The following is a 14540-nucleotide window of genomic DNA, read 5'->3' on the forward strand; positions in this document are numbered from 1 at the left end:
GGGAAGTCCGGTCTTCTTTGGCTGGCCAGTGCGCTACTGGGGTCGATGGTGTGGGTGTCCGGGCGCAGGCCCCATTCGCGCTTGCCACAGAGGAGGCGCGCAATCCACGGTGGTGACGCAGACCCTGTTCGAGCGCTCGGGCGCTTCTGCGCGAGCGTGGGCCGGAGAACGGGCACACGCACCAGCGGCCCTTGCGACCAAGCAGGCGCGAAACGCCCGCCCACCCGCAAAACAGACTCAGCTAAGCACCACCGAAGACAAGCGCCGCCGGTACGTCGCCACCGTCGGGTCCTCCGGCGGCACCTGGCCTTCCGCCACCTTGGGCTTGGGCGGCTCGATGACGTCCAGGATCGCGATGTAGGTCTTGCGCGCCAGGTCCTCGTTCCAGGCCTTGTCGCGCATCAGGATCTCCAGCAGCTCATCCATCGCGGCCGTCCACTGGCCGTAGGCCATCAGCAACTGCGCGCGAGCGAAGCGGGCGTCGAAGTCGCGCTTGTTGGCGGCGATCGCCGTGTCCAGCGCCGTCATGCGCGCCTCGGGCTCGGCCACGTCGGCCTGCGCGTCGCGCGCGGCCATCCAGCGCTTGAGCGAATCGAGCCGGCGCACCGCGTCGGCCTTGGCGATCACCGGGGCGAAGGCCACTTTGGCCTCGTCGTCCTCGCCCAGCTCCAGCAGCAGCTTCACCAGGTCGAAGCGCGCGTCGTCGTTGTCGGGGTCGGCCTGCACGGCTTGGCGCAGGCGCTCCAGCGCGGTTTCGGTGTCGCCATCGGCCAGGGCTTCCTGCGCGGCGGCGCCCTCGGCCTCGGCCACCAGCTCACCCTCGGCGGGCAGGTGCTTGTCCAGGAAGGCGCGCAACTGGCCCTCGGGCAAGGCGCCCATGAACCCGTCCACCGGCTGGCCGTTCATCAGGAGCACGCAGGTGGGGATGCTGCGCACACCGAAGGCGGCGGCGAGCTGCTGCTCCTGATCGGAGTCGATCTTCACGAGCTTGAAGCGGCCCGCGTAGTCGGCCTCCAGCTTTTCCAGGAGGGGGCCGATGACTTTGCAGGGGCCGCACCAGGGGGCCCAGAAGTCCACCAGCACGGGGGTCTGCATCGAGGCTTCGATGACCTCGGCTTCGAAGTTGGCGATGGTGACGTCGATCATGGCTGCGCTCGGGGTAGGTGGGGTCGAAACGTAAAATCGCCACTTTACCGGAGGCCCCGCGGGCCGAAAGCCGATTCCATGAACCCCATCCCCGTGGGCGTGGTCATGGGTTCCAGCAGCGACTGGGACACCATGCAGCACGCCGTGCAGATCCTGTCGCAGTTCGGCGTCGCGCACGAGGCGCGCGTGGTGTCGGCCCACCGCATGCCCGACGACATGTTCGCCTACGCCGAAGCCGCGGCCGCGCGCGGGCTCAAGGCCATCATCGCGGGCGCGGGCGGCGCGGCCCACCTGCCCGGCATGCTGGCCGCCAAGACGGTGGTGCCCGTGCTGGGCGTGCCCGTGGCCAGCAAGCACCTCAGCGGCGTGGATTCGCTGCACAGCATCGTGCAGATGCCCAAGGGCGTACCCGTGGCCACCTTCGCCATCGGCCCGGCCGGCGCGGCCAACGCGGCGCTGTTCGCCGTGGCGATGCTGGCCAACCACGACGATGCGCTGCGCGCGAAATTGCAGGCCTTCCGCGCCGAGCAGACCGAAGCCGCGCGCGCCATGACCTTGCCGCCCGCATGAAGGAATCGACTCCCCTGCTGCCCGGCGCCACCGATGCCTCGGGCCGCCCCGCCACGCTGGGCGTGATGGGCGGTGGACAGCTCGGCCGCATGTTCGTGCAGGCCGCGCAGGCCATGGGCTACGCCACCGCCGTGCTCGACCCCGACGCCGACAGCCCCGCCGGCCTGATCAGCCACCACCACATCCGCAGCGCCTACGACGACACCGAAGGCCTCGCGCGGCTGGCCGCACTCAGCGACGCGATCACCACCGAGTTCGAGAACGTGCCCGCGCCGGCCCTGGCCGCGCTGGCGGCGCAGCGCCCGGTGGCGCCGGGCGCGGCCTGTGTGGCCATCGCCCAGGACCGCGCGGCCGAGAAGGCCCACTTCATGCGCTGTGCGGCCGACGGCAGCGGCGTGCGCCCCGCACCGTACGCCGCCATCGACACGCCCGAGCAACTCGCCGCCGTGGCGGACGATCTGCTGCCCGGCATCCTGAAGACCGCGCGCCTGGGCTACGACGGCAAAGGCCAGGCCCGCGTGAAGGACCGTGCCGAACTCGCCGCCGCCTGGGACCGCCTGGGCCGCGTGCCCTGCGTGCTGGAAAAGCTCATGCCGCTGCGCGCCGAGTGTTCGGTCATCGTGGCGCGCGGCGCCAATGGCGACTGCGTGAGCTTCCCGGTGCAGAAGAACACGCACCACGACGGCATCCTCGCCGTCACCGAGGTGCACGAAGGCGCCATCGAACCCGCGCTGGCGCGGCGCGCGCAGGCGGCCACCATCGCCATCGCGCAGCAACTGGGCTATGTGGGTGTGCTGTGCGTGGAGTACTTCCTGGTCGACGACGGCCAGGGCGGCCTGGACCTGGTCGTCAACGAAATGGCGCCGCGCCCGCACAACAGCGGCCACTACACCCAGAACGCCTGCGACGTATCGCAGTTCGAGGCGCAGGTGCGCGCGGTGGCGGGCCTGCCACTGCGCCCGCCGGTGCAGCACAGCCCGGCCATCATGCTCAACCTGCTGGGCGACCTGTGGTTCGCCCCGGGCCGTGAGGCGGCCGTGACACCGCCCTGGGACGCGCTGCTGGCCCTGCCCGGCACGCACCTGCACCTGTACGGCAAGGCCAGCGCGCGGCCCGGCCGCAAGATGGGGCACCTGAACATCACCGGCCCCACGGTGGCGGCGGTGCGCGACACGGCCACGAAGGCGCTGGCCCTGCTGGGCCTGCCGCCGCTCTGACCACGCCATGCCGCTGCTGCTGAACGCGCAAGAGCCCGAGGCCATCGAGCGCGCCGCGCAGCGCCTGGCCGAGGGCGGCCTCGTGGGCCTGCCCACCGAAACCGTCTACGGCCTGGCGGCCGACGCCGACAACGCCAGCGCGGTGCGCCGCATTTTCGAGGCCAAGGGTCGCCCCGCCGACCACCCGCTGATCGTGCACGTGGCGGCCGACTCGCCGCGCGCCGCGATCGACCACTACGCGCGCGAGGTGCCGGCTGTTGCGGAGCGGCTCATCGCCGCCTGCTGGCCCGGCCCGCTCACGCTGATCCTGCCGCGCCGCGCCGACGTGGGCGCGGTGGCCGCAGGCGGGCAGGACTCGATCGGCCTGCGCTGCCCTTCGCACCCCGTGGCGCAGGCCGTGCTGCGCGCTGCCGCCGCGCGCGGCGTGCGCGGGGTGGCCGCGCCCAGCGCCAACCGCTTCGGCCGCGTGAGCCCCACCACCGCCGACCATGTCATGGACGAGTTCGCCGCGCTCGGGGACGACGAGCTGCTGGTGCTCGACGGCGGCGCCTGCCCGGTCGGCATCGAATCGACCATCGTGGACTGCACGCGCGGCCACCCGGTGCTGCTGCGCCCGGGCATGCTCACGCCGGCGCGGCTGGAAGCCATCGCGGGCGAGTCGCTGCGCGCGCGCGACGAGACCTCACCGCGCGCCTCGGGCACGCTCGAATCGCACTACGCGCCGCGCGCCAAAGTGCGGCTGATGGATGCGAAGCAACTGCGCGCGGCCTTCCAGGTACTGGGCGCCGACGCGAAGCACATCGCGCTGTACGCGCGCAGCCCGATCGAAGCCGCACGCGGCTTGCCCCGACGCCGCATGCCCGACGACGCCGCCGCTGCCGCGCAGGAGCTGTTCGCGGTGCTCCGCGAACTCGACGCCACCGGTGTGCGCCTGATCTGGGTAGAAACGCCGCCCGACGGGCCCGAGTGGGATGGCGTGCGCGATCGCCTGGCGCGAGCCGCCGCCTGAGCGGCGCTCAGTCCGTCAATCTCGCGGTCCACTCCACCAAGGCCTCCAGCGCCGGCCGCGCGGCCGGGGCGTTGGGGTGGTTCACGAAGGCCACCACCACGTAGCGCACGCCATTGACCGCGTTCACGTAGCCCGCCACACCCGTCACGTCGCGCAGCGTGCCCGTCTTGAGCCAGGCGTGGCCATAGACCGGGCTGCGTTCGTCCAGGGCGTAGCGCCGCGCGGTGCCGCTTACGCCCGCCAGCGACAGCGTGCCCACGAAGGCGTCGGCCTGCGGGTGGCGCGCCGCGTGGCGCAGCAGGATGGCCAGGGCCTCGGGCGTGATGCGCTCGTCGCGCGACAGGCCCGAACCGTTGTCGATCACCGGTGGGGGCACGCGATCGCCGAAGGTGCGGCGCCACCAGTTGCCCAGCACCGTGCGCGCCTGCTCGAAGCCGCTGCGCTTCCAGGGCAGTGGCCCGCTGCCGGGCAGGGCAGTGGCCTGCGGCGCGAGCTGGCCCAGCGTGAGGAACACCTGCTGCGCCATCACGTTGTTGCTCCACTGGTTCACGTCGGACAGGATGTCCGTGAGCGGCAGCGAAGGCGCGTCGAGCAGCAGCCTGGCGTCCAGCGGCGTGAGGCCGGCGCGCACCTGGCCCGTGAGCAGGCCGCCACCGGCGCGCCACAGGCCCTCCAGCGCGCGCGCCGCGAAGCTGGCCGGGTCCTGGTAAGCCACGGGCCACTTCTGCTCGCCGCAGCGAAATGGGTAGCGGCCCTCGAAGTTGATGCGCCCCGGGTCGTCGAAACGCGCGCGCAAGGCGCCCCGCCAGTCGCCGCAGGCGCCGTTGGACAGGGGCACGCTGGCGTCGATGGCCAGGCCCGCCAGCGGCGGCTCGCTGACCACGCGAGCGACGCCGGCGGCCGGGTCGGGCTGGAAGCTCAGCACCACCGACTTGAAGTTCACCAGCAAGGCGTCTGGCCCGGCGTTGTAGGGTCGCAAGGCCTCGCCGTCGAAAGCACCAGGATCGAACGGCGGCAGGTCGAAGGCGCTGCTGTCGAGCACCATGTCGCCCAGGATGATCTGCACGCCCTGCGCCTGCAGCGCGGTGAAGGCCTCCTGGATGCGCTCGAGCACGAACTTCGGGTCGCCACCACCGCGCACGTACAGGTTGCCGCGCAGCGCGCCCGCGGACACGGTACCGTCGGTGTAGAAGCGCGTGCTCCAGGTGTAGGCGGGGCCCAGAAGGTCGAACGCCGCGTAGCTCGTCACCAGCTTCATTACCGAGGCCGGATTCACCTGCATGCCCGATTGGTGGCGCAGCCGCACCTCCTGCCCGTCCAGCGGCATCACGACAGCGGAGAAAGCGGTGGCGGGCACCTCGGCGCGCAGCAGCGCGGCACTCACGGGCGGGGGCAGGCCCTCGCGCGAGGGGCCCTGCGCACAGGCCGGCAGGGCGACGGCCAGCGTCAGCAGCAGGGGCAACAGGAAGCGGTTCACGCGGGGATTATCGGCCGGGCTCACCGGGCCGGTGGCCGATAATCCCCCGATGCCTGCCGCCCCGTGTTTCCTGGCCATCGAGACCAGCACCGACACCCTTTCGCTGGCCCTGGGCACCGGCCGGGCCGACGAGGTCGCGCACCGCTTCCAGGGCCCGGGCGGCGCCCAGGCCTCCACCGAACTGCTGCCCCAGGTGCAGCGCCTGCTGGCCGAGGCCGGCCTTTCGCTGGACGCACTCGACGCCATCGCCTTCGGCCGCGGCCCCGGCTCGTTCACGGGGCTGCGCACGGCCTGCGCGGTGACCCAGGGCCTGGCCTACGGCACGCGCGGCCAGCGCCACCCGCACGGCCTGCCCGTGCTGCCGGTGGACACCCTGCTGGCCCTGGCCGAGCAGGCCCGCGCGGACGACGCCGCCGACGGACAGGCCGCGCCCGCGCGCATCGTCGCGCTGCTGGACGCGCGCATGGACGAGCTCTACCTGGCGGCCTACGCACTCGAAGGTGGCGACCTGCGCGCCATCGCGCCCCCACGGCTGTGCGCGCCCGCCGACCTCGCCGGCTGGCTGCATGACCAGGGCTTCACCCGCGACGACCGCACCCTGCTCGCGGGCAACGCCTTCGGCGTCTACGCCGAGGCCCTGCACGACGCGCCGGGCCGGCGGCGCCACGCCCTGCCCACGGCCGACGCCCTGCTGCGCCTGGCCCCCGCGCTGATGGCGCAGGGCATGGCGGTCGGCGCCAGCGACGCCCTGCCGCTGTACGTGCGCGACAAGGTCGCGCGCACCACCGCCGAACGCGAGCTCGTCAAATGACCCAGGCCCTGCCCGAATGGACCGCCGGCCTGTGGCCCGCGCCTATGGACACCCTGCCGGTCCCGCTGGAGGCCGACGCGCGCGGCATCGCCTTCATGCCCATGACCGAGGCCGACCTCGACGCCGTGCACGCGGTGGAGGCCAGCGCCTACGCCCACCCGTGGACGCGCCGGCACTTTCTCGATTCCCTGCAGGCCGGCTACCCCGCCGTGCTGCTGGTGGGCGAAGCCCTGCCGCACGAGACACCGCGCCCCACCAGGCCCGACGGCCGCTGGCCGATGGGCTACCTGGTGGCCATGCCCGGCGTGGACGAGGTGCACCTGCTCAACATCACCGTGAACCCGCCGCACCAGCGCCAGGGCTGGGCGCGCTTCATGCTCGACGCGCTGGCGCTGTGGTCGCGCGGCCAGGGCGCGCACACGCTGTGGCTGGAAGTGCGCCAGAGCAACGCGCCCGCGCGCCGGCTCTATGAACGCCATGGTTTTCGCGAGGTGGGCGTGCGACGCGGCTACTACCCGCTGTCCACGCTTCAGCGCGAGGACGCGATCGTGATGCAACTGGGACTGGACGAACCGGAGCCGACGCCATGAACGAGACCGCAACCGCCGACGACTGGGTGCGCGAGCTCGACGCCCGCCAGCGCGCGATGCTGGCGGAGATGGGCGTGAAGGTCTGGACACCGGCCCCGGCGCGCGTGCCCTTGGCCGAGCCCGCCGCGGCGGCGCCCGCGCCCGTCCAGCCACCGGCGCGCCCCCCCCAAGCGCGCGAACCCGCCGCCCGGGCGCCGATCGTGCCCACCACGCCCGCCACTGCCGCGCCGGTGTCGATCGCACCACCCGCGCCCGCGCGCGCCGACATCGCGCAACTCGACTGGCCCGCGCTGCGCGACGCCGTGGCCGGCTGCCGCGCCTGCAGCCTGTGCGAATCGCGACGCAACACCGTGTTCGGCGTTGGCCACACCGAAGCCGACTGGATGATCGTGGGCGAGGCCCCGGGCGAACAGGAAGACCGCCAGGGCCAGCCCTTCGTGGGCCCCGCGGGCCAGTTGCTCGACGCGATGCTGCGCGCCTGCGGGCGCGACCGCCAGGCCGATGACGCGCGCGGCGTGTTCATCGCCAACGTGCTGAAGTGCCGGCCACCGGCCAACCGCAACCCCGCGCCCGAAGAAGTGATGCAGTGCGAGCCCTTCCTCTCGCGCCAGGTGGCGCTGGTCAAGCCCAGGCTCATCATCGCCATGGGCCGCTTCGCGGTGCAGTCGCTGCTCAAGACCACCGAGCCCATCGGCCGCCTGCGCGGTCGCGTGCACCGCTACGAGGGCGTGCCGGTCATCGTGACGTACCACCCCGCCTACCTGCTGCGCACCCCGGTGGACAAGGCCAAGGCCTGGGCGGATCTGTGCCTGGCCATGGACCTGGAGCGCGCTGGCTAGCCGCCCGGCACGGCCCGGCCGCCTGCCGGCGCCTTCGCCGGCCACAACACCGCCGCGATGGCCAGCAGGATCAAGCCGACGGCCGCCCAGTCCTGCCAGTGCAGCACCTCGCCCAGCATCCAGGCGCCGCTGAACACACCCAGCACCGGAATCATCATCACGCTCAGCGTGGAGGCAATCGGCGGCAGGCCGCGCGCCAGCACCAGCCAGGCCACCTGCGCAAAGGCGAACACCCCCAGCGCGTTGTAGGCGATGGCCGCCCACACCACCGGGCCCGGCGTCACACTCCAGGCCTCGCGCTCGAACAGCCAGGCCAGCACGCTCATCCACAACGTCGCCAGCACGGTCATCCAGAAGGCCATGGTGAGCGTGTTGTAGGGCAGCGTGGTGCGGCGCATCTGCTGCGTGCCCAGGGCCCACACGGCCGCAGCCACCAGCATCATCAACACCCCCATCGGCGCGCCCGACAGGCGAACGAATTCGTGCCACAACAGCAGCAGCACGCCCAGCGCGGCCGCCGCCACGCCGCCCCAGGCACGCAGTGGCAGCCGTTGGCCGAACCACACCGCGCCCACGATCGCCGAGAACACCGGCATGGTGTAACCCAGGATGGCCGCGCGCCCGCTGGACAGCGACTGGATCGCCAGCACCGCCAGCGTGTGCCAGAACAGCATGTTCGTCACCGTGAGCCACGCCAGTTCGCCCCAATGCTCCCGCGCCACGCGGAACGGGGCCTTGCGCCACCACAGCACCCCGGCCAGCACCGGCAGGCCGATCCACATGCTCAGCACGCGGAAGCTGAGCGGTTCATAGGCGGTGATGCCGATCTTCATGATCGGCCAGTTGATGCCCCACACCAGGGTGAGCAGGACGAGCAGGGTCAGTTGCTGGCGGGAGATCGAATGCATGCTGCCGATCGTACGATTGTTCAACCCCCGGCCCATCGGGCAGGCGCCCGATGCCCCCACCTAAAATCCCGGCCCATGACCTTCATTGACCAGTTGCAGGCCGCCACCCGAGACAACGCCAGCCTGCTGTGCGTGGGCCTGGACCCGGACCCCGCCAAGTTCCCCGCCCACCTGAAGAACGACGCCGCACGCATCTACGACTTCTGCGCCGCCATCGTGGACGCCACCGCCGACCTGGCCTGCGCCTTCAAGCCGCAGATCGCCTACTTCGCGGCGCACCGCGCCGAAGACCAGCTGGAAAAACTGGTCGCCCACATGCGCCGCGCCGCGCCCAAGGTGCCGGTGATCCTGGACGCCAAGCGCGGCGACATCGGTGCCACCGCCGAGCAGTACGCCATCGAGGCCTTCGAGCGCTACGGCGCCGACGCGGTCACGCTCTCGCCCTTCATGGGCTTCGACTCCGTCGAGCCCTACCTGCGCCACCAGGGCAAAGGCGCCTTCCTGCTGTGCCGCACCTCCAACCCCGGTGGCGACGACCTGCAGGCACAGCGTCTGTCCACCGTCGACGGCGACCCGCTGCTGTATGAACACGTGGCGCGCCTGGCGCAGGGGCCGTGGAACCTCAATGGCCAGTTGGGCCTGGTGGTGGGTGCCACCTACCCGGCGGAGATCGCGCGCGTGCGCGAGATCGCGCCCACGCTGCCCCTGCTCATCCCTGGTGTGGGCGCGCAGGGTGGCGACGCCGCCGCCACCGTGCGCGCGGGCCTGCGCACGCAGGGCGACGCCATCACCGGCCCGATCATCGTGAACTCCTCGCGCGCCATCCTCTATGCCTCGCCGCACGAGGACTTCGCTGCCGCGGCGCGCGCGGCGGCCCTGAAAACGCGTGACGAATTGCACGCGGCCCGCAGCAACTGAACGACCGGCGGCTTGACGGATACCCCCGTACGGTAATCCGTTTGGCGGATGCAGCGACGCCACTACACCCCCCTGTAACCAAGCGAAACGCGCCATCGGCGGCGCAAACCGCCTGCCTAGACTCGCGCCCCATCCAATGGACGGAGGACGGTCATGGCGACGATCGAACAAGACGATCTGCCCGGCGAAGCGGTGATCGAGCGGGAGGAAACATCCGCAGCCCCTGGCGGGCGCGCGGCCTGGGTCACGGCGGCCGCCGCGGCGGCGCTGGCAGCCTGTGGTGGTGGCGGCGGGGGAGATGGCGGGGGCGGCAGTGGTGGCGAAGCGCCCTTCGCGCCCGTCGTGGACTTCGCGGTCAGTGACTACACCCACCTCGCTGCGGCCAACGACACCGAAGCGGCGCGCTTTCTCCAACAGGCGCAGTTCTCCTCCACACCCGAGGAGATCGCGGCCATCCGCAGCGAGGGCTACCCGCTGTGGCTGGCCCGCCAGTTCCAGCAGCCGCGCGGCCAGAGCGGCTGGGACTGGCTGGAGTCGCGCGGCTACGGCGCCGTCGACACCAACAGCTATTTCTTCAACCACTACCCGGCCGACTTCATGCTCTGGAGCCAGTTGCTCTCGGGCGGCGAAGCCATGCGCAAGCGCGTCGCACTGGCGCTGTCGGAAATCTTCGTGAGCTCGCTGGCCACCGCCGAGTTCACCTGGCGCAGCCACGCCTACGCCTCGTGGTGGGACATGCTGATGCGCAACGCCTTCGGCAACTTCCGCCAGTTGCTGGAAGACGTGACCCTGCACCCGGCCATGGGCTACTTCCTCAACACCAAGGGCAACCAGAAGGAAAACCCCAGCAGCGGACGCGTGCCCGACGAGAACTACGCCCGCGAGGTGATGCAGCTCTTCACCATCGGCCTGCTGGAACTCAACCTCGACGGCACGCCCAAGATGAGCGGCGGGCGGCCCATTGAAAGTTATGGCCAGGACGACGTGACCAACCTCGCGCGCGTCTTCACCGGTTGGGACTTTGACACCTCCGACGGCGTGCGCCACACGCCGCCGGGCCAGAGCTACACCATCGAATCCGCGGCCTTCGCGCGCAAGCCCATGAGCCTGCGCGAGAGCCGCCACTCCACGCTGGAGGCGCGCTTCCTTGGCGTCACCGTGCCGGCGGGCACCCCCGGCCGCGAGGCCTTGCGCATCGCTCTGGACCGGCTGTTCAACCACAACAACACCGGGCCTTTCTTCGCGCGCCAGATGATCCAGCGTCTGGTGACGAGCGACCCGAGCCCGGCCTACGTGGCGCGGGTGGCGAGCAAGTTCAACAACAACGGCAAGGGCCAGCGCGGCGACCTGCAGGCCGTGCTGGTCGCGATCCTGCTCGACCCCGAAGCGCGCGGTGGCCTCTCGCTGGCCAGCAGCGCGCACGGCAAGCTGCGCGAGCCCATGGTCCGGTTCATTCAGTGGGCGCGCAGCTTCAACGTCGCCTCCGCCGCGGGCAGCTGGAAGATCTTCGAGCTCGACAACGCCGGCACCCAGCTGGGTCAGAGCCCACTGCGCTCGCCCTCGGTTTTCAACTTCTTCCGCCCCGGCTATGTGCCGCCCAACACCGCCATGGCGGCCAGCAACGCCACCGCGCCCGAGTTCCAGCTCGTCAACGAAACCAGCGTGGGCGGCTATCTCAACTTCATGCAAGGCGTGATCGAACGCGGCATCAACTGTCCCAACCCGGCCGTGCCCTACGCCGCGTGGAACAACTACGCCTACGACGTCAAGGCCAACTACTCGCGCGAACTCGCCCTGGTGACCAACGCCGCGGCGCTGGTGGACCACCTCAACCTTGTGCTCGCCGCGGGGCGAATCTCCGGCGCCACGCGAACCCTCATGGTCAACGCGCTCAACGCCACCAACATCACCGCCGCCAGCAGTGCCGATGCCAAGAACCGCCGCGTCTGGGCCGCGGTGCTGATGGTGATGGCCTGCCCCGAGTACCTGGTCCAGAAGTGAGGGACGTGTCATGAATTTCATCGACCCCGAGAAACATACACGCCGCGCCTTCCTGCGCCGCGCCGGCCAGCTCGCCTTCACCGGCACCGCGCTGCCCACGGTGATGAACCTCGCCGCCATCGGCGAGGCCGCGGCCTTCAACGCCACCGACTACAAGGCCCTGGTCTGCGTGTTCCTCTTCGGCGGCAACGACTACGCCAACACCGTCATCAACTACGACGCCACCAGCCACGCGCAGTACACGGCCATCCGCGGCGGCATCGCCATTCCGCGCGCCAGCCTGGCGGCCACGGCGCTCAACCCCACCACGCCGCTGCCCGACGGCAAGCAGTACGCGCTGCACCCGTCCATGACGGGGCTGGCCAACCTGTTCAACACCGGGGCGGCCGCCGTGCAGCTCAACGTGGGCCCGCTGGTGGTGCCGCTCACGCGCCAGCAGTACAACAGCAACAGCGCCGCCAATCCGCGCCCGCCCAAGCTGTTCTCGCACAACGACCAGCAGTCGGTGTGGATGACCTCCGCCGCGGAGGGCACCACCACCGGCTGGGGCGGCCACGTGGGCGATCTGGCCCGCTCGCACAACACCAACAGCGTGCTCAGTTGCATTTCGGTGGCGGGCAACACGGTCTTCCTGTCGGGCGACCAGGCACTGAGCTACCAGGTCAGCAGCAACGGCGCGGTGCGCATCAACTGCCTCAACGGCAACGTCTACGGCTCCGCGGCGGTGCGCGCGGCCCTGGTGGACATCGCCATGCAGACGCGCGGCCACGCCCTGGAGAACGAATACAACCTGGTGACCGCACGCGCCTACGGCACGGAAGGCGCCGTCACCAACGCCCTCAACGCCTTCCCCGCGAACAGCGCGCCCTTCACCAGCTTCCCGGCCAACAACGGCCTGGCCAGCCAGTTGCGCCTGGTCGCGCGCCTGATCGCCGCGCGCAACCAGCTCGGCAGCAAGCGCCAGGTGTTCTTCGTCTCGCTCGGTGGCTTCGACCTGCACGACAACCTGCTCGGCGGCCAGGCCACCAACATGGAACGCCTCAGCAGCGCGCTCACCGCCTTCCACCAGGCGACGGTGGACCTCGGCGTGGCCGACAAGGTCACCGCCTTCACCGCCTCCGACTTCGGCCGCACGCTCACCTCCAACGGCGACGGCTCGGACCACGGCTGGGGCTCGCACCACCTCATGGTGGGCGGCGCCGTGCGCGGCGCGGCCTTCTACGGCAAGGCGCCGCCCGTGAGCGTGACCAACAGCAACGTCGACAGCTTCGACCAGTGGCACGTGGGCCAGGGCCGCCTGCTACCCAGCACCTCGGTGACCCAATACGCCGCCACGCTGGCGCGCTGGTTCGGCGTGGACCCCGGCGAACTCGGCCAGGTGCTGCCCTACGTCGGCAACTTCGGCAGCGTGGATTACCCGGTGGACATGGGCTTCATGGCCTGAACCCGGAGCCGGGGACATTCGCGCGCGCGACAACGCGCCGCGACGGGGCGCCCTAGCATGCGCCCATGATCGACCTCTACACCGCCGCCACGCCCAATGGCCACAAGGCCTCGATTGCGCTCGAGGAACTGGGCCTGCCCTACACGCTCAAGGTGCTGGACCTCACCGCCGGCGATCAGAAGCGCCCGGACTTCCTCGCGATCAACCCCAACGGCCGCATCCCTGCAATCGTCGACCATGACGCCGGCGGCTTCGCGGTGTTTGAATCGGGCGCGGTGCTGATCTACCTGGCCGAGAAGACCGGTCGGCTCATGCCCACCGACGTGAAGGGCCGCTCGCGCGTGCTGCAGTGGCTGATGTTCCAGATGGGCGGGGTGGGCCCGATGATGGGCCAGGCCAACGTGTTCTTCCGCTACTTCCCCGAGAAGATCCCGGCCGTCATCGACCGCTACCAGGGCGAGACCAAGCGCCTGTTCCGCGTGCTCGACACGCACCTGAAGGACCGCGAGTACCTGGCCGGCGACTACTCCATCGCCGACATCGCCAACTGGGCCTGGGTGCGCACGCACCGCTGGTCCGGCGTGGACATCGACGACCTGCCCCACCTCAAGCGCTGGCGCGACGCCATCCGCGCACGACCCGCGGTGCAACGCGGCATCGAAATGCCACCGTCGAAGATCGATCTCACGCGCGATGGCGACGAGGCGGCGCAGCGCTTCTCACAGGACGCGCGCAAGCTGATGGAGACCGGTCAGAGCCTGAAGGGAGAGCAGCGATGAAGCTTTACGTGTCCGAGCGCGCGCCCAACCCGCGCCGCGTGCAGATGTTCATCGCCGAGAAGGGCATGACGGGCATCGAGGAGGTGCTGGTCGACATCAACGCCCACGAGCACAAGACGCACCCCGTGCTTTCGCGCAGCCCCATGGCGCGCATCCCCGTGCTCGAACTCGACGACGGCCGCATCCTCAGCGAGTCGCGCGCGATCTGCGCCTACCTGGAGGGCCTGCAGCCCGAGCCCAACCTGATGGGCCGCGACGCGGAGGAGCGCGCCTTCATCGAGATGGCCGACCGGCACGTGGAGTGGTACGTGACGCTGCCGCTGGCCCAGGCCATTCGCCATCAGCACCCGGGCCTGGCGGTGCTGGAGCAGCCGCAGTTCCCCGAGTTCGGTGCGTCGCAACAGGAGAAGGCGATGGAGACGCTGCGCTGGCTCGATTCGCTGCTGCAAGGGCGGCCCTGGGTGGCGGGCGAGCGCTTCACCATCGCGGACATCACCGCGTTCTGCACCGTCGAGTTTGCGCGGCTGCTCAAGTTCAAGCCGGGGGAGCAGGGGCTTGTTGCCTTGGCGGACTGGCGCGATCGGGTGGCGGGTCGGTTCGCTTAGCGCTTCACCTCGCTCGTTGCACCTCGCGCTTGCTCGCGGCCACTGGGTGCACTGCTCCGCGAATGTCCCCCGGACGGCTGCGCCGTCCTCCTCCTTTATTTCGCTACGCAGTGCACCCAGCGTCCGCGAGCCGAAGAAGCGGTGGCGCGCCCACAGACCGAGTGCCAACGAGGTCGTCGGTGATCGGGTGTCCGGCGTAGCGACATAAAGGAGGAGGAACGGAACG

At 70.9% G+C, this 14540-nt stretch carries 14 protein-coding genes; 11 read left to right on the forward strand and 3 right to left on the reverse strand.

Going from position 1 to position 14540, the window contains the following annotated elements:
• Positions 1-237: 237 nt before the first annotated feature.
• Entirely contained in the window at positions 238-1146 is a 909-nt protein-coding gene (gene trxA, locus BN948_RS24330) for a thioredoxin (RefSeq protein ID WP_009519613.1), read from the reverse strand.
• A gap of 78 nt (positions 1147-1224) precedes the next feature.
• Between trxA and purE the strand changes: the two genes are divergently transcribed.
• The 3 genes from purE to BN948_RS24345 are packed head-to-tail and all read left to right on the forward strand — an operon-like array spanning position 1225 to position 3942.
• On the forward strand, positions 1225-1716 hold the full coding sequence (purE, locus tag BN948_RS24335; protein WP_009519614.1) for a 5-(carboxyamino)imidazole ribonucleotide mutase: 492 nt from the start codon (positions 1225-1227) through the stop codon (positions 1714-1716).
• A complete protein-coding gene (locus tag BN948_RS24340; RefSeq protein ID WP_009519615.1) occupies positions 1713-2933 on the forward strand; it encodes a 5-(carboxyamino)imidazole ribonucleotide synthase in 1221 nt (406 codons plus the stop codon). The genes purE and BN948_RS24340 overlap by 4 nt, the downstream gene beginning before the upstream one ends.
• A 13-nt stretch (positions 2934-2946) precedes the next feature.
• Positions 2947-3942 (forward strand): L-threonylcarbamoyladenylate synthase, encoded by a 996-nt coding sequence (locus BN948_RS24345; protein WP_035624483.1) that lies wholly within the window; start codon positions 2947-2949, stop codon positions 3940-3942.
• Between the two features lie 7 nt (positions 3943-3949).
• Here the strand turns inward: BN948_RS24345 and dacB are convergent, their stop codons facing one another.
• A complete protein-coding gene (gene dacB, locus BN948_RS24350) occupies positions 3950-5419 on the reverse strand; it encodes a D-alanyl-D-alanine carboxypeptidase/D-alanyl-D-alanine endopeptidase (protein WP_236953878.1) in 1470 nt (489 codons plus the stop codon).
• 49 nt (positions 5420-5468) lie between these two features.
• On the opposite strand from dacB, the gene tsaB reads away from it, so the two are divergent.
• Genes tsaB through BN948_RS24365 form a run of 3 tightly spaced genes read left to right on the forward strand, consistent with a single transcriptional unit; the run spans position 5469 to position 7659 of the window.
• Positions 5469-6230, forward strand: a complete 762-nt coding sequence (tsaB, locus tag BN948_RS24355; protein ID WP_009519618.1) for a tRNA (adenosine(37)-N6)-threonylcarbamoyltransferase complex dimerization subunit type 1 TsaB — start codon at positions 5469-5471, stop codon at positions 6228-6230.
• 44 nt (positions 6231-6274) lie between these two features.
• Complete coding sequence (gene rimI, locus BN948_RS24360) at positions 6275-6820, forward strand: ribosomal protein S18-alanine N-acetyltransferase (RefSeq protein ID WP_050980703.1); 546 nt, start codon at positions 6275-6277, stop codon at positions 6818-6820.
• Entirely contained in the window at positions 6817-7659 is an 843-nt protein-coding gene (locus BN948_RS24365) for a uracil-DNA glycosylase (protein ID WP_009519621.1), read from the forward strand. The genes rimI and BN948_RS24365 overlap by 4 nt, the downstream gene beginning before the upstream one ends.
• On the opposite strand, the gene BN948_RS24370 is transcribed toward BN948_RS24365, so the two are convergent.
• Positions 7656-8567 carry a DMT family transporter gene (locus BN948_RS24370; protein ID WP_009519622.1) on the reverse strand — a complete coding sequence of 304 codons (912 nt, stop codon included), beginning with the start codon at positions 8565-8567 and terminating at the stop codon, positions 7656-7658. The genes BN948_RS24365 and BN948_RS24370 overlap by 4 nt on opposite strands.
• Before the next feature lie 75 nt (positions 8568-8642).
• Here BN948_RS24370 and pyrF point away from each other — a divergent pair, with 75 nt between their 5' ends.
• The 5 genes from pyrF (at position 8643) to BN948_RS24395 (ending at position 14314) form a co-directional block, all read left to right on the forward strand.
• Positions 8643-9485, forward strand: a complete 843-nt coding sequence (pyrF, locus tag BN948_RS24375; RefSeq protein WP_009519623.1) for an orotidine-5'-phosphate decarboxylase — start codon at positions 8643-8645, stop codon at positions 9483-9485.
• Positions 9486-9638: 153 nt separating this feature from the next.
• Positions 9639-11486: a DUF1800 domain-containing protein gene (locus BN948_RS24380; RefSeq protein ID WP_009519624.1), complete on the forward strand. Its 1848-nt coding sequence runs from the start codon at positions 9639-9641 to the stop codon at positions 11484-11486.
• Between the two features lie 10 nt (positions 11487-11496).
• On the forward strand, positions 11497-12930 hold the full coding sequence (locus BN948_RS24385) for a DUF1501 domain-containing protein (protein WP_009519625.1): 1434 nt from the start codon (positions 11497-11499) through the stop codon (positions 12928-12930).
• Positions 12931-12995: 65 nt separating this feature from the next.
• Positions 12996-13709 (forward strand): glutathione S-transferase family protein, encoded by a 714-nt coding sequence (locus tag BN948_RS24390; protein ID WP_009519626.1) that lies wholly within the window; start codon positions 12996-12998, stop codon positions 13707-13709.
• The gene (locus BN948_RS24395; protein WP_009519627.1) at positions 13706-14314 is read left to right on the forward strand and encodes a glutathione S-transferase family protein; all 609 of its coding nucleotides are present in this window, start codon (positions 13706-13708) and stop codon (positions 14312-14314) included. The genes BN948_RS24390 and BN948_RS24395 overlap by 4 nt, the downstream gene beginning before the upstream one ends.
• The last annotated feature ends 226 nt before the right edge of the window (positions 14315-14540 follow it).

This window comes from Hydrogenophaga intermedia (assembly GCF_000723405.1).
Classification (GTDB): Bacteria; Pseudomonadota; Gammaproteobacteria; order Burkholderiales; family Burkholderiaceae_C; genus Hydrogenophaga; species Hydrogenophaga intermedia.